This window comes from Sphingobium sp. SG1 (genome assembly GCF_057063145.1).
This window is the reverse complement of the sequence record NZ_JBVVOJ010000002.1, coordinates 53,930-70,361: the sequence shown is the minus strand read 5'-3', so window position 1 is coordinate 70,361 and position 16,432 is coordinate 53,930. Positions and strand designations below refer to the sequence as shown.

Sequence of the window (16,432 nt, the reverse complement as noted above, 5' to 3'; positions counted from 1 at the left end):
TGCCCCCATATCGATATGGCCGATGAAAATGTAACATTATATCATTTAGGAACCATCATGCCCCATTGCGAAGCGCCGGAACGCGATCCGGCCGGCCGCCCCCGCTCCTGGCTGGACGGCTTCGCCATCTGCGCCTCCGCGCTCTGCACCGTCCATTGCCTGGGCCTGCCGCTGCTCTTCGCCTTGCTGCCGACCATCGCCGCCCGGATCGATCCGGGCGAATCCTTCCACCTGCTGATGCTCGCCATCGCCGTGCCGACCAGCCTGTTCGCGCTGTTGCAGGGCTGGCGCCGCCACCGCGCCGCGCTGCCGCTCGGCATCGGCCTGGCTGGCCTGTTGCTGATGGCCGTGGGCGCGCTGCTGGCCCGCACCCCATTGAGCGAAGCGATCTGGACCGTCGGCGGCAGTGCCCTGCTGGCCGGGGCGCATATCCTCAACTGGCGCCGGGGCCTGCGCACCGCCTGCTGACCGACGCTATAGACCGCCCCGCCTTCCCGCGAGTCGTTCGCAGTTGCAGCATCATTTTCCTGCCTATAGCCTGCTTGCGTAACGAAGCATGGCCGGTATAAGAGCCGCATCGTGCAGATATAGATAACTAACGGAGAAGGACTGTCCTTTGACCGAACCGTCTGCCACGTTCCTGTTGTTCGGTGCCACCGGCGATCTTGCCCGGCGCATGATTTTCCCATCGCTCTACAATCTTCTGTCGGACGGCCTGCTGCCCGACGATTTCCTGATCATCGCTTCGGCCCGCACCGAAATGGATGACGAGGCCTTTCGCGAGGAAGTCTGCGCGGCGCTCAAGCAGTTCCTGCCGGCCGACCGCTATGATGCCGACATCGCCGCGCGTTTCCGCGCGATGATCCTCTATCAGCCGGTCGATTCCAGCAACGGCGCCCATTTCGCCGAGCTGGCCGAGCGCGTCGATGGACGCCTGGAACGCGGCATTTCCGTCTATCTCTCTACCCCGCCCTCGCTGTTCGGCCCGACCGCCCAGGGGCTGGCCGACGCCGGGCTGCTGACGCCCAGGACGCGGATCGCGATGGAAAAGCCGATCGGCAAGGATCTCGCCTCGTCCAAGGTCGTGAACGACAGCATCGGCCACCTGTTCGCTGAAGAGCAGATTTTCCGCGTCGACCATTATCTGGGCAAGGAAACCGTCCAGAACCTGCTGGCGCTCCGCTTCGGCAATGTCATGTTCGAACCGCTGTGGAACGCCACCGCAATCGACCATGTCCAGATCACCGTCGCCGAAACCGTGGGCCTCGAAGGCCGCGTTTCCTATTATGACGGTGTCGGCGCGCTGCGCGACATGGTGCAGAACCATATCCTCCAGATCCTTTCCATCCTGACGATGGAGCCGCCCGCCCGCATGGACCCCACGGCCGTGCGCGACGAGAAGGTGAAGGCGCTGCGTTCGCTGCGTCCGATGACCGCCGAAACGGTCAAGACCCACAGCGTGCGCGGCCAATATACGCCCGGCGCCGTCGGCGGCCAGATCGTCACCGGCTATGCCGACGAACTGGGCCAGCCGTCCGACACCGAAACCTTCGTCGCGCTGAAGGCGCATATCGACAATTGGCGCTGGCAGGGCGTCCCCTTCTACCTGCGCACCGGCAAGCGGCTGCCCGCGCGCCAGTCGGAAATCATGATCCAGTTCAAGCCGGTGCGCCATTCGATCTTCGGCCGTGACGGGCAACATTCGGGTGGGGGCTCCGGGCTGGAACCGAACACGCTGGTGATCCGCCTGCAACCGGAAGAATATATCCGACTGACCATCATGTCGAAGCGGCCGGGACTGGAGCGGCAGGTGCAACTGGAGGAAGTGACGCTCGACGTGTCGCTAACCGCCGCCTTTGCCGGCCAGCGTCGCCGCATCGCCTATGAACGACTGATCCTGGACCTGCTCGCCGGCGACCAGACCTTGTTCGTCCGCCGCGACGAAGTGGAAGCCCAATGGGCCTGGATCGATTCCATCATCGACGGATGGAAGGAGGCGCACATGAAGGTGTCGACCTATTCCTCCGGGAACTGGGGGCCGTCCTCGGCCATTGCCCTAATCGAACGCGACGGAGCCAGCTGGCATGACTGATCTTCACCCCGTGATCGCCAAGGTCACAGAACGCATCACCGAGCGCAGTGCGGCGACGCGCCTCAAATATCTCGACCTGATCGAGCGCGGCCGCGACGCGGGCACCAACCGTGCCCAGCTGTCCTGCGGCAATCTCGCGCATGGCTTTGCCGCCAGCGGCGAGGACAAGGCTGTCATCCGCACCGGCCGGGCGATGAACATCGGTATCATCACCGCCTATAATGACATGCTCTCGGCCCATCAGCCCTATGGCCGCTACCCCGAGCAGATCAAGATCGCCGCGCGCGAGATCGGCGCCACGGCGCAGGTGGCGGGCGGCGTGCCCGCCATGTGCGACGGCGTGACCCAGGGCCAGGCCGGCATGGACCTCTCCCTTTTCAGCCGCGACACCATCGCCCTGTCGACCGCCGTGTCGCTCAGCCATGCGATGTTCGAGGGCAATCTGATGCTCGGCATCTGCGACAAGATCGTGCCGGGCCTGCTGATCGGCGCGCTGCGCTTTGGCCATCTGCCGACCATCCTGATCCCCGCCGGGCCGATGCCCTCGGGCCTCGCCAACAAGGAAAAGGTGCGCATCCGCCAGCTCTATGCCGAGGGCAAGGTGGGTCGCGAGGAACTGCTGGAAAGCGAAAGCGCCTCCTATCATGGCGCGGGCACCTGCACCTTCTACGGCACCGCCAATAGCAACCAGATGATGATGGAAGTCATGGGTCTGCACATGCCCGGCGCCGCCTTCGTCAATCCAGGCACGAAGCTGCGCAGCGAACTGACCCGCGCCGCCACCCATCGCATCGCCGACATCGGCTGGGACGGCAACGACTATCGCCCGCTCGGCCACTGCATCGATGAAAAGGCGATCGTCAACGCGATCATCGGCCTGATGGCAACCGGCGGTTCGACCAACCATGCGATCCACCTGCCCGCGATCGCGCGCGCGGCCGGCATCCATATCGACTGGACCGACTTTGCCGAACTGTCGGACGTGGTGCCGCTACTGGCGCGCGTCTATCCCAATGGCTCGGGCGACGTGAACCATTTCCACGCAGCGGGCGGCATGGCCGTCATCATCCGCGAACTGCTCGACGCCGGCCTGCTCCATCGCGACATCATGACCGTCGCACGCCAGGATCTGACCGATTATGGCAAGGAGCCGGTGCTGCAGGATGACGCGCTGGTCTGGCAGGATGTCCCCGCCAGCCGCGACGAGGCGATGCTGCGCCCGGCCTCCAACCCGTTCCAGGCCGATGGCGGCATGAAGCTGCTCCAGGGCAATCTTGGTCGCTGCGTGATGAAGGTCAGCGCCGTCGACAAGGAACGCTGGACGATCGAAGCCCCCGCCGCGATCTTCCACGATCAGGACGATGTGCTGCGCGCCTTCAAGGCGGGCGAACTGGAACGCGACGTCGTCGTCGTCGTCCGCTTCCAGGGCCCGCGCGCCAACGGCATGCCCGAACTGCACAAGCTGACCCCGGCGCTGGGCGTGCTGCAGGATCGCGGTTTCAAGGTCGCGCTGCTGACCGACGGTCGCATGTCGGGCGCGTCGGGCAAGGTGCCCGCCGCCATCCATTTGTCGCCCGAGGCGCTGGGTGGTGGCCCGATCGGCAAGCTGCGCGATGGCGATCTCGTCCGCGTCTGTGCCGAAAGCGGTCAGGTCGAGGCGCTGGTCGACGCCGCCACCTGGGACGCGCGCGACACTCCCGCCGCGCCGCCTCCGCCCTATGACACCGGCCGCGAACTGTTCGCGCTGTTCCGCCACAATAGCGACCTTGCCGAACAGGGCGCTTCCCCGATCCTCGCCGCGATGGACGCCGAACTCGCGATATAAGCACAGCCATTCGTGCCGGCGCACTGGGATGCGCTGGCGCGAATGTCCGGAGAGAGAGACAAATGACCGACATCATCGCCGCTGACATTGGCGGCACCAATGCGCGCTTCACCCGCGCCTCGCTGGACGACAAGGGCGTGCCGACACTCGGCACCGTCCGCAAATACAAGGTCGCCGACTATCCCAGCCTCCAGGCCTGCTGGGGCGCGTTCGTCGAAGACGAAAGCAAGGATAGCGACACCCCGCTGCCCGACGCCGCGTCGATCGCCTTCGCCACCGCCATCGGCCGCGAAGTCATCAAGCTGACCAACAGCAACTGGGTCATCCGCGCCGACACGCTGGCGGAGGATCTGGGCCTGCGCACCGTGCGCCTGGTCAATGATTTCGAGGCGGTCGCCCACGCCGTCTCGCGCCTGCCCGACGAAAATCTGCCCCTGCTGTTCGGTGAGGACCGCCCCTTCCCGCGCGACGGGGGCGTCACCGTGGTCGGTCCCGGCACCGGCCTTGGTGTCGCGATGATCGCCTATGATGATGGCCATCCCCATGTCATCGCGACCGAAGGCGGCCATCTCGACTTCGCCCCGCTCGACCAGATTGAGGTGAAGATCCTCGACTATCTGCGCGACAAGTTCCTGCGCGTCTCGACCGAGCGTATCGTGTCGGGGCCGGGCCTCAACTATATCTACAAGGCGCTCGCCACCATCGGCCATGACCGGGTCATGCTGATGGAAGACCCCGAATTGTGGCAGGCCGCGCTCGACGGCAGCGACGAGTTCGCCCGACGCGCGCTCGACCGCTTCTGCCTCTGCTATGGCTCGGTCGCGGGCGATCTAGCACTGGCGCACGGCCCCCATGCGGTGGTACTGGCCGGCGGCCTCACCCAGCGGATGAAGGATTTTCTCGAACAGAGCGGCTTCCACACCCGCTTCAAGGCCAAGGGCCGGTTCGAGAGCCTGATGGCAACCGTGCCGATCCGCTGCGCGATCCATGAAGAAATCGGCCTGTTCGGCGCTGCCGCGGCCTTTAGGGAGAAGAATGCATGAGCTTGACCGTCGAACAGGTGATGGAACTGGCCCCGGTGATCCCGGTGCTGGTGGTCGATCGGGTCGAGGATGCGCTCCCCATTGCTCAGGCGCTGGTGAAGGGCGGCCTGCCCGCACTTGAAGTCACGCTGCGCACCCCCGCCGCGCTCGACGTCATCCGCGAGATGGCAAAGGTCGAGGGCGCGGTCGTCGGCGCCGGCACGGTGCTGAACCCGGCCCAGCTCGACGCCGCGATGGAAGCGGGCGCCCGCTTCATCGTCAGCCCCGGCCTCACCGAACCGCTGGGCAAGGCGGCGATCGCCGCCAATATCCCCTTCCTGCCGGGCACCGCCACCGCCGGCGACATCATGCGCGGCATGGACATGGGCCTGTCCCACTTCAAATTCTTCCCGGCCGAAACCTCGGGCGGCCTTCCGGCGCTCAAGGCGCTGGCCGCGCCGCTGCACACCGCCCGCTTCTGCCCGACCGGCGGCATCACCGCCCAGAGCGCGCCCGAATGGCTGGCCCAGCCCTTCATCAAATGCGTCGGCGGCAGCTGGGTCGTGCCCAAGGGGCCGGTCGATCCCGACAAGATCGAGGCACTGGCGCGCGAAGCTGCCGCCCTGCCCCGCTAATCTATCGCGCGGGACCGGACAGAGGGCCATTGCACCCCGTTCGGTCCCGCCCTAGATGCAGATCATGATCACGCGCCGCTTCCTTCCCACCATCGCCCTGATCCTGTCGGGCTGCGCCGGCGCGCATGAAAGCTATCCCTCGCTTGCCAAGCGCCCGGTCGAAAGCGCGCCGATGGCCGAGGCGCCGGCCGCCCCGCTTCCCGTGCCGGCCGACGACAAGCTCAAGGCGCAGATCGGCCAGCTGACCAGCCAGGCGCAGAACGGCAGCGCCAATTTCGACAAGGCCTATGCCAGCGCCGACCGCGCCGTGAACAGCGCCGGCCGCGCATCGGTATCGAGCGACGCCTGGGTCGCGGCGCAGGTCGCGATCAGCGCCGCCGAATCCGCGCGTAATGACAGCGTCTCCGCGCTTGCCAGCCTCGACACCCTGTTCATCGAACGCTCCAACGCGGTCGCCGATGGGTCGGAAAAGGGCGGCGTCGCGGATATCGACGCGGCGCGCGCCAGCGTCCTGTCGATGGTCGACAGCCAGAATGACCGGATCGACGCGCTGAAGAACCGCCTGCCCCAGCCCTGACCGGAGCGCCGGGCATTAGCCCATCTGTCAGCCCGCCAGCCCCGGCAGGCAGGATTTCGCCGACACCGTCGTCGGTAGCGGCACGAGCTGGCTGATGGGCGAGCTGAACGGCTTGTTGATCTCGACCATGCTGGCCTGGCCGACACCGCGACACGCCACATTGGCCTGAATGCTGACATTCGCCGCGGCAATGACGATGCCGTTCGCCTTGGCCCGCGCCACGGCATAGCTGATCTGCTGCTGCGTGGTGCCGCACGCGCTGTCATTGACCAAATGGCAGCGCGCCGTGCTGTAGGCAGCCTCGCGCAGCGCCTGCTTGGTCCAGGCCAGCCGCCCCAGTTCGATCACGCCGAACAGGCAGGCAAAGAAGACCGGCGCCAGCAGCGCAAATTCGATTGCGACTGCGCCCGTCTGGTTCGATCGGATAGGGTTCAGCCATCGGGTCATTGCAGACGCACCGTCGTCTTCTGGGTGATGACCGCCTTTTCCGCGAGCGAGGCCGGGACGAATTGCGGGTTGAACTTGTAGCTCGCGACGATGTCGAGATAATAGCCCGACCGGCTGTTCGCGCTCGCGCCGCTGCCACAGCTCTGGCCGCAACTGTTGGTCGGAATGAAGCTGCCCGTCTGGCTGAGGCAGGCGCAGACGCGGGAACTGTTCGTGCAATTGCCGGTCCCGCCATTGCAGCCGACGGTGACGGTGATCGGGCTTTGCCCCGGCGCCGCCGCCATCGCCTGGACATAGGCGGGGATGGACTGGAACTGCACCGCGTCGCGTGTCTTGAAGGCCGACAGTGATGCACCGCTGACCGCTTCGGCCAGCCGCCCGCGCTGGATGGTGAACTGGGCGATGTCGATCGCGACCAGGCTGATCGTGAAGAACAGGGTCAACCAAAGCGCGAACTCGACGGTGGCCACGCCCCGTTCCGAGCGACGCAGCTTTCGCAAGCCACCGATCATGCCACCAGCTCCACATCGCCGCCGCTGCCGCCGACCAGATCGCTGATCGACTTGCAGGCGGTGCCCGCATTGGCGCCGCCGCTTGCCGTGACGCGATAGGCGATCAGGGTGAAGCACTGGCCCGTCGACAGGCTGTTGTTGCCGCCCGACATGGTCACGGCCGAATTGGGCAGATGGACCACGCCGGAAAAGACATTCTGCGATCCTGCGCCCCAGTTGGTCGCCTGCGATGTCAGGCTGTCGACCAATATGTCGGCGATGGCCGCCCCTTCGACGGTGCTGGTGGGGGCAATCAGCTTGGTCTTGGCCCCGCCGGCCAGGTTGATCGTCCCGCCCAGGATGAAGCTGACATTGACGCCGGCCATGTCATAGCCGGACACCGAAACGCCCTCCAGCGTCTGGCCCCAGCTCTGGTTGGTGATCGGTGAGGTATAGGGCCAGGTCGTGCCGCCGGTGCCATTGGTCAGGCCGCCGCTCACCGTATAGCGCCCGGCGCCGAACAGCACCGATCCGGCGATCGACAGATTACCGTTGATCAGGTGATTGGCGGTCTTGCCGAAGACCAGGCGGCTGCCGCCGGCCGTCACGATATTGCCATTCGCGCTGAACAGCCCGTCGCCCATGAAGAAACGGCCGCTGCCGCTCAACGTGATGGCGTCGCCGCCGGCATTGGCCAGGGTGTAGTTGCCGGTGCCCGCGATCAGGGTGGAATCACCATCGATCCTGATCTGGCCGGCGACGTCCAGATCGCCATCGCCCAGCGTCATCCAGCTGCCGCCGCCGACGCTGATCCCCTTGAAGCCATGACTGCCCGCGCCCACCGCCAGGGACGTGCCGCCTGACAGCGTGATGTTCGCCGCGATCGAGACCGGCCCGGTGCCGATCCGGTTTGTGCCCGCAAAGCTGACCGTGCCGGCGCCGATCGACACTTCGCCATTGCCGAAGGTGACACCGCTCGATCCACTGTTGAAGCCGCCATTGATCCGCCAGACATTGTCACCGAAATTGACAGTCGAACCGCCACCAACCGACACGCCATTGGCGACGGTGACGGTGGAGCCAGCCTGGAAGGTGACAGTGATGCCACCGTCGATCGTGATCCGCGACAGGCAGTAATTGCCGGCAGGCACGGTGAATTTGGCGCTGTTGCCCTGACGGAAGGGGGCGGCACCGGCCGAGGGCGAATTGCCGAAAGTCCATATGTCGGCGCAGGCCGGCGTCACCGGATTGGCGATGGTCCGTGGCGTGCGGAAGGTGCCGAGCAATTGCCGCGCGGTGGCGAGATCCATCGAATTGGCGAGCGGGTCGCTAATCGCGGTCGACTGGTTGATCCGCTTGTCAGCCGCCGGGACATTGCCGTTCCAGCTGGGATTGGAAAAGCTGCCCGCATAGCGCAGCAGATCGGCCGACAAGGTGCCATAATTGTTGATGATGTCGGCCGCGCCCGAGACGATTTCCTTGGCCGTGATGCCCGACCCGCCATTGTTGACCGATCCGGTGCCGACCACCGAACAGTCGGTCGCGTTGATCGTCGCGCCGCCCTGCGTCTCGACCGCATTGCCCGACGACGCGAGGCCCAGAATGCAGGGCGTGGCCGACGCGCTGCCGGCCAGGCGCGCCATCGCGCTGACCTTCACCGGCATGGTCGCCGCAGCGCCCAATATGCGGCTGAGGCTGAGCGGCAGCGGCGTCGTCAGTTCGACGCGCACTGCCTTGGCGCCGGCTTCGGGCGTGTCGGCCAGCAGCGCGACGTCGATCGTCGCATCAGTGATGCCATGGGCGGTGACCAGGTCGACCGCGGTGGGCCGCAATATCGCCTGCGATCCGTCCGCCTTGTAGGCGACGGCTGCGGCCAGCGCCGCCATGTCGGCCACGCGCTGCGTCGCGATCCGCCGCTCATAGCCGCGATTGAGATCGACAGCCAGACCCGCCATGCCGATAACGCCGATCAGCGACAGGGCAGCAACGACACTGACACTACCGTCATGCCTCAGAAATAAATTGCGGAATTTCATGGATAATCCCGAATGAAATGTCGGGACTGCCATTCCGCGCAAAAACTTGATTAATTGCTAATTCACGCAATTTTCGCAAAATAATGTCGGACAATTGGTTGACGACGACGGATCGCCAGAAACCGGAAATGCGCCGGTTTTCAGCCCATCTGGCGCACCGCGCCCTTATGCGCCTTGCCATTATGGACATAATGGTCGACGCCCTCGCGCATGGTGATGATCGCCTCGTCGGTCAGGTCGCGCATATATTTGGCCGGACGCCCGGCCCAGAGCTGCCGATGCAGCACCGTCTTGCCGGGCGACAGCAGCGCGCCGGCCGCCAGCATCGCGTCGCTCTCCACCGTGCAGCCGCTCATCACGATCGCGCCCAGCCCCACGAACGCGCGGTCCTCCAGCACGCAGCCATGGACCATCGCCATATGGCCGATCAGCACATCCTCGCCGATGATGGTGGGATAGCCCTCCGCCGGATAGCCCGGACGGCCGTCGCCGGGGCTATCGCAATGGACAACCGTGCCGTCCTGGATATTGGTGCGCGCGCCGATGCGGATATGGTTCACATCGCCCCGGATCACGCAATTATACCAGATGCTGGCATCCGCGCCGATCTCGACGTCGCCGATGATCCGGCATCCCGGCGCGATGAAGGCGCTGGGGTGGATCAGCGGCGCCTTGCCGTTCAGCGGGATGATCGAAACATCGGGATGGTCGGCGGGATGATCGGTCATCTGCGCCTCAGCCATTCAGCAGTCGCGCCGCGTGCAGCGCATGATAGGTCAGCACGCCCGAACAGCCCGCCCGCTTGAACGCCATCAGCGTTTCCAGGATCAGCGCATCGCGGTCCCCCGACCCGGCGGCGGCGCCATGCTCGATCATCGCATATTCGCCCGACACCTGATAGGCGAAGACCGGGACGGAGAAACGATCGCGCACCCGCGCGACGATATCCAGATAGGGCAGGCCCGGCTTCACCATCACGCTATCCGCGCCCTCGGCCAGGTCCAGCGCGACCTCGCGCAGCGCCTCCTCGCCATTGGCCGGGTCCATCTGATAATTTTTCTTGTCGCCCTTCAACAGCCCGCGCGATCCCACCGCGTCGCGGAACGGGCCATAGAAGGCGCTGGCATATTTGGCGGCATAGGCCATGATCTGGACATTGGCGTGGCCGGTTTCCTCCAGCGCCTCGCGGATCGCGCCGATCCGGCCGTCCATCATGTCGCTCGGCGCGATGATGTCGGCGCCCGCCGCTGCCTGATTGAGCGACTGGCCGATCAGCACGTCGATCGTCGCATCATTGACGACATAGCCGGTCTCGTCGAGCAGCCCGTCCTGGCCATGGGCGGTATAGGGATCGAGCGCCACGTCGGTCAGCACGCCGATATCGGGCACAGCATCCTTGATCGCGCGGATCGCCCGGCACATCAGGTTATCGGGGTTCAGCGCCTCGGCGCCATCGTCGCTGCGGCGTTCGGCCTGGGTATTGGGGAACAGCGCCAGACAGGGGATGCCGGCGTCGCGCGCTTCCTTCGCGCGGGCCACCATCAGGTCGACCGACCAGCGCGACACGCCGGGCAGCGCCACGATCGGTTCCTCGACGCCGTCCCCTTCGGTCACGAACAGGGGCCAGATGAAATCGCTGGGCGACAGGCGGTTTTCGGCATGCATCGCCCGGCTCCAGGCGGTGGCACGGGTGCGGCGCATGCGCAGCGCCGGATAGGAGGCAATAGTCATGCCGCGGGTGTAGGCCGCGACCGGAAGGGGATCAAGCCGGACCGATTGTCCTGCCCTTGGCGGGAATGGGTGGAAACAAGACATTCCTCCCCGGCACGGGGAGGGGGACCGCTCGCGTAGCGAGTGGTGGAGGGGCACAGGCCGGATAGCGCAGCGCCAAGAGGCACCTGCCCCTCCGTCAGCGCTTCGCGCTGCCACCTCCCCGTGCCGGGGAGGAATGTCCGCTTCTGCTAGATACCCGGCCTACGCGGCCTCAGCGTCCGTCGTCGTCCGCGCCTGCGCTGCCACCGACAACCGTCCGGGTATAATCGATGCGGATGCGGACCCAGGCGCCGACCTGGGGCTTGCCGTCGACGCGGGGCGGGCGCACCAGGAATTGCCAGGCGGCCAGGCGCACGGCGCGGCCAAAGCCCGATCCGGTCGGATATTCGCTGATCATCTGGCAATTTTCGACATGATAATGGTCGATCGTCTTGCACGCGACCAGGCCATAGCCCTGCGCCGGCGCATTGGCGGGCAGATAGGTCGACAATTCGGCATGGGTCGGCCGGCGATACCATTCCGCCTCGAACAATTGCACACCGCCCGGTCCCTCGCCCGGCCCGACGATCGCCTTGGCATTGCCGGTGCCGCTGTCGCCGACGCCCGCCGTCTTCTTTTCCATCTTGCCGATGTCGGCCGCCGCCATCTGGCGGCTGTCGAGCGTGATGAAGGGGAAAGGCGATGGCGGCTCCACGCTCGGCGTCGGGACCGGCTTTGGCGGCGTCACCACCGGCTCGCTCTTCTGCTTGGGCGCGGCGGTATCCCGCTCGCGCTTTTCCGCCTTCTGCGCCTTGGATTTTTCCTTGTTCGCCTGCTTGGCCGGCTCGATATCGAAGCTCACCGGATTACGATCCTCGACCTTCTTGGGATCGATATGCGGCGCCATCGTCAGCAGCGCCAGCAGCAGGATCGCGTTCAGCACCAGCGCGAACGCCAGGCCGCCGGCCCGCTGCCGCAACTTGTCCCAGGGAATATGCGAAATTATCAAGCGTGCCGACCGGTCTCTATGCGTTGCGCGTCATGCCCAGACGGCGCCGGACAGTCAACGCCGTGGCAGCTGACAAATCGGTAATATGGTGGGATTGGCCGCCCGACGCCCTGCCCGTCAGCAGACATCCTCTTCGCGCACCACCGGCCGGCTCTCGCGGGTGGCCCGCATCCGGCTGGCCTTGTCGTCAACATCGGACGTCAGCACGACATGATCGTCATGTACTTCCAGCAGCACCCCGGCAAAGGGGAAGCCCTCCAGACTGCCGGTCACGCGATAGCTGACCGAATCGCCGACCTTGAAACTGGCCGGATCCATGTTGAAGCTGAAGGGGCAACTGCCCTCGCCCATATCCTGCATCGCGCTCTCCTGTTTGTTCCGATCCTATCGCGGCCGCAGCGTCCCGATCAAGCATCGCCGCATCCCTATGATCGGGGCTTTTGCAGCCATCGCCGGCCCGCTAAAGGCGGGGCCATGGATATCTGCCTTGCCGCCCCCGCCGACCTGCCCCTGCTCCACCGCGTGATCGAGCGCGCCTATCGCGGCGACGAGGCGCGGGCCGGCTGGACCTTCGAATCCGACCTGCTGACCGATGCCCGCACCGATATCGAGGAATTGCAGGCCATTCTGGCCAGCCCGACCGACCGGCTGCTGGTCGCGATCGACGACAAGGGCATGCCGATCGGCTGCGTCCAGATCAGCAAGCGTGACGAGGATGTCGCCTATCTCGGCCTGCTCTGCATCGATCCCCAGCTTCAGGCCGCCGGGCTTGGCCGGCGCATGATCGCTGCGGCAGAGGACCAGGCCGCACGCGATTTCGGCGCGACGATGATCGAGATGACGGTGATCGACCAGCGTCCCGAACTGATCGCCTATTATCAGCGACGCGGCTATGTGCTGACCGACGAGAAGCGCCCCTTCCCCGTGCCGCTCGATCCGCCGCTGGAAATGGTCGTCCTGGCAAAAGCGCTGGCGGCTCCCGTGCAACTGAGCTAGGCCCGCTCGCGATGCTCACCAAGCTCTATCAGTGGATGCTGGCCAAGGCCGCTCACCCGCACGCCGAACGTTGGCTTTTTGCCTTCAGTTTCATGGAATCCAGCTTCTTTCCGATCCCGCCGCATCCGCTGCTGGGCCTGATGTGCCTGGCGCGGCCGGAAAAGGCGATCCGCTATGGCCTCATCTGCACCATCGCTTCGGTGCTGGGTGGCCTCCTGGGCTATGGCATCGGCCATTTCCTCTATCAGGCGGTCGGCGCACAGATCCTGCATTTCCTTGGCCTGTCGGCGAAATTCCCGATCGCGGCTTGTTATCTGCGCGACTATGGCGCGGAGATCATCCTGATCAAGGGCGCGACCCCGATCCCGTTCAAGCTGATCACCATCACGGCGGGCTTCATCGGCCTGTCGCTCTTCACCTTCCTGTGGGCCAGCATCCTGTCCCGCGCCTTCCAGTTCATGATCGTGGGCTTCCTGTTCTGGAAGTTCGGTCGCCCGATCAAGGCGTTCATCGAGAAATATCTGGCACCGCTGTCGGCGTTGTTCCTGGTGCTGGTGGTCGGCGGTTTCGTCGCGGCATCGATGCTGTCGGGCGGCGGGCAAAAGAGCGATCGCTGCTCCAACGCCACCATGGCCACCATCTCCTGATCCGCCGCAAATGAACGCCCTGCTTGCGCGCCATCCCCGGCTTGCTGCCCTGCTCGCCGGCTTCCTCTCGGCGACCGGTTTCGAGCCGCTGAAACTCTGGCCGGTCACCATCGGCTGCTTTGCGCTGCTCATCCTGCTGATCGAGCGCGCGCCTGACCGCCGCGCCGCTGTCCTGCGCGGCTGGCTGTTTGGGGTCGGCCATTTCACCCTGGGCCTCAACTGGATCGCCCATGCCTTCACCTATCAGGATGCGATGCCGCACTGGTTCGGCTATGGCGCGGTGATCCTGCTTTCGCTCTATCTCGCCGTCTATCCCGGCCTCGCGACCTTGGGCGCCTGGTGGGCCGGGCGCCGTTTCGCCTTCACCGGCCCGGCCTTCCTGCTGCTGTTCGCCGGCTGCTGGATCGCCAGCGAATATGCGCGCGCCACCATCTTCACCGGCTTTGCCTGGAACCCACTGGGCGTCACCCTGCTGCCGACCGGCGCCGCGATCGCCGCGACGCTGATCGGCACCTATGGCCTGGGCGCGCTGGTGCTGCTCGCCGCCGGCGCGTGTCTGCTCGCCGTGCGCCGCCAGTATCAGCCCGCCACCGCCATCGCCGTGCCGCTCGTCGCCCTCGCGCTCTGGGGCCAGCTCTCGCCCGCGCCGACGACACCCGCCGGCGCGCCGCTGATCCGCGTGGTTCAGCCCAATATCGGCCAGGACGAGAAATACTCGGCCGAGCTGGAACAGGCGCATTTCCGCACCCTCGCCACCCTTACGGGCAAGCCCCGCCCTGCCCCGCGCCTGATCTTCTGGCCCGAAGCGGCGATCCCCGCCTATCTCGACATGGAACCCGAATGGCGCTGGCGCCTCGCCGACCTGATGGGGCCGGGCGACCTGCTGATGACCGGCGCGACCAAGGTCTATTTCAAGGACAAGGGGCCTTATGGCACGACCGAACTGGCCGGCGCCAACAACAGCCTGTTCGTCGTCACGCCCGATGCCCAGCTTGCCGCCCGCTACGACAAGGCGCATCTCGTCCCCTATGGCGAATATCTGCCGATGCGCAGCATCCTCCAGCCGATCGGCCTGTCACGGCTGGTGCCGGGCGACGTCGATTTCTGGCCCGGCCCCGGCCCGCAGAGCCTGAGCCTGCCCGCCACCCTTGGCCGCCCCGCGCTCAAGATGGGCGTGCAGATCTGTTACGAGATCATCTTTTCAGGTCAGGTGGTCGATCGGGCCCATCGCCCGGACTTCCTGTTCAACCCGTCCAACGACGCCTGGTTCGGCAGCTGGGGGCCGGTCCAGCATCTGGCCCAGGCCCGCCTGCGCGCGCTGGAAGAAGGGCTGCCGATCATCCGCGCCACGCCCACCGGCGTGTCCGCCATCGTCGATGCGCGCGGCCATGTGCTGCATTCACTGTCCAGCCATCGCGCCGGCTATCTCGACAGCCGCCTGCCGTCGCCGCTGCCCGCCACGCTGTTCGCGCGGATCGGCAATTGGGCGCCCTTCGCCTTCCTGATCCTGTTGATCGGCACGGCTATTGCCTTGCGCAAAGGCAAAAGCTAATAACCACATAAAGTTTTCTTTATATCCTTTCGTCCGCCCATGTCTTACGGGAGTCTCATGCGTAACCAATTCCTCTTCACCTCGGAATCCGTTTCCGAAGGCCACCCCGACAAGGTCGCGGACCAGATTTCCGACTCGATCGTCGACCTGTTCCTGTCCAAGGATCCCGAAGCCCGCATCGCGTGCGAAACCCTGACCACGACCCAGCTCGTCGTCCTGGCCGGCGAAATCCGCTGCAAGGGCGTCTATGAAAATGGCGAATGGGCACCGGGCGCCAAGGAAGAAATCGAAGCGACCGTCCGCGCCACCGTGAAGCGCATCGGTTACGAGCAGGACGGCTTCCACTGGGAAACCTTCCGCTTCGAGAACAATCTGCACGGCCAGTCGGCTCACATCGCGCAGGGCGTTGATGAAAGCGGCAACAAGGACGAAGGCGCCGGCGACCAGGGCATCATGTTCGGCTATGCGTCGGACGAAACCCCCGACCTCATGCCCGCCACCCTCTATTATTCGCACAAGATCCTGGAACGCATGGCGGCCGACCGCCATGGCAAGGTCGTTCCTTTCCTGGAACCCGATGCCAAGAGCCAGGTGACGCTCGAATATATCGACGAAAAGCCGGTCCGCGCGACCGCCCTCGTCGTGTCGACCCAGCATGCCGCCGGCATGGACAATGACGACAGCCGCGCCGAGCTGCGCGCTTACGTCAAGGGCGTGATGGCCGATGTCCTGCCCGAAGGCTGGCTGCCGGGCGACGAGAGCATCTATGTCAACCCGACCGGCCTGTTCGAAATCGGCGGCCCCGACGGCGACGCCGGCCTCACCGGCCGCAAGATCATCGTCGACACCTATGGCGGCGCTTCGCCCCATGGCGGCGGCGCGTTCAGCGGCAAGGATCCGACCAAGGTCGACCGTTCGGCAGCCTACATCACCCGCTACCTCGCGAAGAACATCGTTGCCGCCGGCCTCGCCCGCCGCTGCACGATCCAGCTGAGCTACGCCATCGGCGTTGCCGAGCCGCTCTCGCTCTATGTCGATCTGCACGGCACCGGCACTGTCGAAGCCTCGGCGATCGAAGCCGTGCTGCCAACCCTGGTGCGCCTGACGCCCAAGGGCATCCGCACCCATCTCGGCCTCAACAAGCCGATCTACCAGAAGACCGCCGCCTACGGCCATTTCGGCCGCACGCCCGACGGCGACTATTTCCCCTGGGAAAAGACCGATCTGGTCGACGCGCTCAAGGCGAAGCTCGCCTGAGGCCTGCGTTCTGACGACCAATAGCAAGGGGCGCGGAGAGCTATGCTTTCCGCGCCCTTTTCGCATGTCCGTCACAAGTTGTTACCGGCATGTC

Annotated in this window: 17 protein-coding genes; 10 read left to right on the top strand and 7 right to left on the bottom strand. The window is 65.6% G+C overall.

What is annotated here, in order from left to right:
• Positions 1-57 precede the first annotated feature (57 nt).
• From AC0KVN_RS05830 to AC0KVN_RS05805, 6 genes are all read left to right on the top strand, one after another.
• Complete coding sequence (locus AC0KVN_RS05830; protein ID WP_010337978.1) at positions 58-468, top strand: MerC domain-containing protein; 411 nt, start codon at positions 58-60, stop codon at positions 466-468.
• A 148-nt stretch (positions 469-616) separates the two neighbouring features.
• Entirely contained in the window at positions 617-2,092 is a 1,476-nt protein-coding gene (gene zwf, locus AC0KVN_RS05825; protein ID WP_004212033.1) for a glucose-6-phosphate dehydrogenase, read from the top strand.
• Positions 2,085-3,917, top strand: coding sequence for a phosphogluconate dehydratase (gene edd / locus AC0KVN_RS05820; protein WP_435566305.1), 1,833 nt, complete (start codon positions 2,085-2,087; stop codon positions 3,915-3,917). The genes zwf and edd overlap by 8 nt, the downstream gene beginning before the upstream one ends.
• A gap of 62 nt (positions 3,918-3,979) precedes the next feature.
• The gene (gene glk / locus AC0KVN_RS05815; RefSeq protein ID WP_125987052.1) at positions 3,980-4,960 is read left to right on the top strand and encodes a glucokinase; all 981 of its coding nucleotides are present in this window, start codon (positions 3,980-3,982) and stop codon (positions 4,958-4,960) included.
• A complete protein-coding gene (gene eda, locus AC0KVN_RS05810) occupies positions 4,957-5,574 on the top strand; it encodes a bifunctional 4-hydroxy-2-oxoglutarate aldolase/2-dehydro-3-deoxy-phosphogluconate aldolase (RefSeq protein WP_017502334.1) in 618 nt (205 codons plus the stop codon). Before glk ends, eda begins: the two co-directional genes overlap by 4 nt.
• Before the next feature lie 55 nt (positions 5,575-5,629).
• Positions 5,630-6,151, top strand: coding sequence for a hypothetical protein (locus AC0KVN_RS05805; RefSeq protein ID WP_435566304.1), 522 nt, complete (start codon positions 5,630-5,632; stop codon positions 6,149-6,151).
• Positions 6,152-6,178: 27 nt separating this feature from the next.
• Here the strand turns inward: AC0KVN_RS05805 and AC0KVN_RS05800 are convergent, their stop codons facing one another.
• The 7 genes from AC0KVN_RS05800 to AC0KVN_RS05770 form a co-directional block, all read right to left on the bottom strand.
• Positions 6,179-6,598: a TadE/TadG family type IV pilus assembly protein gene (locus AC0KVN_RS05800; RefSeq protein WP_037507863.1), complete on the bottom strand. Its 420-nt coding sequence runs from the start codon at positions 6,596-6,598 to the stop codon at positions 6,179-6,181.
• Entirely contained in the window at positions 6,595-7,110 is a 516-nt protein-coding gene (locus AC0KVN_RS05795) for a TadE/TadG family type IV pilus assembly protein (protein WP_435566303.1), read from the bottom strand. Before AC0KVN_RS05795 ends, AC0KVN_RS05800 begins: the two co-directional genes overlap by 4 nt.
• Complete coding sequence (locus tag AC0KVN_RS05790; RefSeq protein WP_435566302.1) at positions 7,107-9,125, bottom strand: pilus assembly protein TadG-related protein; 2,019 nt, start codon at positions 9,123-9,125, stop codon at positions 7,107-7,109. The genes AC0KVN_RS05795 and AC0KVN_RS05790 overlap by 4 nt, the downstream gene beginning before the upstream one ends.
• 140 nt (positions 9,126-9,265) lie before the next feature.
• Positions 9,266-9,853: a gamma carbonic anhydrase family protein gene (locus AC0KVN_RS05785; RefSeq protein WP_069338155.1), complete on the bottom strand. Its 588-nt coding sequence runs from the start codon at positions 9,851-9,853 to the stop codon at positions 9,266-9,268.
• Between the two features lie 7 nt (positions 9,854-9,860).
• The gene (gene hemB / locus AC0KVN_RS05780; RefSeq protein ID WP_435566301.1) at positions 9,861-10,856 is read right to left on the bottom strand and encodes a porphobilinogen synthase; all 996 of its coding nucleotides are present in this window, start codon (positions 10,854-10,856) and stop codon (positions 9,861-9,863) included.
• Positions 10,857-11,109: 253 nt separating this feature from the next.
• The gene (locus AC0KVN_RS05775; RefSeq protein WP_435566300.1) at positions 11,110-11,886 is read right to left on the bottom strand and encodes a hypothetical protein; all 777 of its coding nucleotides are present in this window, start codon (positions 11,884-11,886) and stop codon (positions 11,110-11,112) included.
• Between the two features lie 117 nt (positions 11,887-12,003).
• Positions 12,004-12,246, bottom strand: coding sequence for a reeler domain-containing protein (locus AC0KVN_RS05770; protein WP_004212020.1), 243 nt, complete (start codon positions 12,244-12,246; stop codon positions 12,004-12,006).
• 114 nt (positions 12,247-12,360) lie between these two features.
• Between AC0KVN_RS05770 and AC0KVN_RS05765 the strand changes: the two genes are divergently transcribed.
• From AC0KVN_RS05765 to metK, 4 genes are read left to right on the top strand one after another with little or no spacing between them, the layout of a single operon-like run.
• Positions 12,361-12,882 carry a GNAT family N-acetyltransferase gene (locus AC0KVN_RS05765; protein ID WP_435566299.1) on the top strand — a complete coding sequence of 174 codons (522 nt, stop codon included), beginning with the start codon at positions 12,361-12,363 and terminating at the stop codon, positions 12,880-12,882.
• Between the two features lie 11 nt (positions 12,883-12,893).
• Positions 12,894-13,529 carry a YqaA family protein gene (locus tag AC0KVN_RS05760; RefSeq protein WP_435566298.1) on the top strand — a complete coding sequence of 212 codons (636 nt, stop codon included), beginning with the start codon at positions 12,894-12,896 and terminating at the stop codon, positions 13,527-13,529.
• Positions 13,530-13,539: 10 nt separating this feature from the next.
• Positions 13,540-15,081, top strand: coding sequence for an apolipoprotein N-acyltransferase (gene lnt, locus AC0KVN_RS05755; RefSeq protein WP_435566297.1), 1,542 nt, complete (start codon positions 13,540-13,542; stop codon positions 15,079-15,081).
• 57 nt (positions 15,082-15,138) lie between these two features.
• A complete protein-coding gene (metK, locus tag AC0KVN_RS05750; RefSeq protein ID WP_097382700.1) occupies positions 15,139-16,338 on the top strand; it encodes a methionine adenosyltransferase in 1,200 nt (399 codons plus the stop codon).
• Positions 16,339-16,432: the final 94 nt, after the last annotated feature.

What these genes read in the sequence shown, in the direction of transcription:
- AC0KVN_RS05830 (WP_010337978.1), top strand. Translation starts at nt 58, where the DNA reads ATGCCCCATTGCGAAGCGCCGGAACGCGATCCGGCCGGCCGCCCCCGC.
- edd (WP_435566305.1), top strand. Translation starts at nt 2,085, where the DNA reads ATGACTGATCTTCACCCCGTGATCGCCAAGGTCACAGAACGCATCACC.
- glk (WP_125987052.1), top strand. Translation starts at nt 3,980, where the DNA reads ATGACCGACATCATCGCCGCTGACATTGGCGGCACCAATGCGCGCTTC.
- eda (WP_017502334.1), top strand. Translation starts at nt 4,957, where the DNA reads ATGAGCTTGACCGTCGAACAGGTGATGGAACTGGCCCCGGTGATCCCG.
- AC0KVN_RS05805 (WP_435566304.1), top strand. Translation starts at nt 5,630, where the DNA reads ATGCAGATCATGATCACGCGCCGCTTCCTTCCCACCATCGCCCTGATC.
- AC0KVN_RS05800 (WP_037507863.1), bottom strand. Translation starts at nt 6,598, where the DNA reads ATGACCCGATGGCTGAACCCTATCCGATCGAACCAGACGGGCGCAGTC.
- AC0KVN_RS05795 (WP_435566303.1), bottom strand. Translation starts at nt 7,110, where the DNA reads ATGATCGGTGGCTTGCGAAAGCTGCGTCGCTCGGAACGGGGCGTGGCC.
- AC0KVN_RS05790 (WP_435566302.1), bottom strand. Translation starts at nt 9,125, where the DNA reads ATGAAATTCCGCAATTTATTTCTGAGGCATGACGGTAGTGTCAGTGTC.
- AC0KVN_RS05785 (WP_069338155.1), bottom strand. Translation starts at nt 9,853, where the DNA reads ATGACCGATCATCCCGCCGACCATCCCGATGTTTCGATCATCCCGCTG.
- hemB (WP_435566301.1), bottom strand. Translation starts at nt 10,856, where the DNA reads ATGACTATTGCCTCCTATCCGGCGCTGCGCATGCGCCGCACCCGTGCC.
- AC0KVN_RS05770 (WP_004212020.1), bottom strand. Translation starts at nt 12,246, where the DNA reads ATGCAGGATATGGGCGAGGGCAGTTGCCCCTTCAGCTTCAACATGGAT.
- AC0KVN_RS05765 (WP_435566299.1), top strand. Translation starts at nt 12,361, where the DNA reads ATGGATATCTGCCTTGCCGCCCCCGCCGACCTGCCCCTGCTCCACCGC.
- AC0KVN_RS05760 (WP_435566298.1), top strand. Translation starts at nt 12,894, where the DNA reads ATGCTCACCAAGCTCTATCAGTGGATGCTGGCCAAGGCCGCTCACCCG.
- lnt (WP_435566297.1), top strand. Translation starts at nt 13,540, where the DNA reads ATGAACGCCCTGCTTGCGCGCCATCCCCGGCTTGCTGCCCTGCTCGCC.
- metK (WP_097382700.1), top strand. Translation starts at nt 15,139, where the DNA reads ATGCGTAACCAATTCCTCTTCACCTCGGAATCCGTTTCCGAAGGCCAC.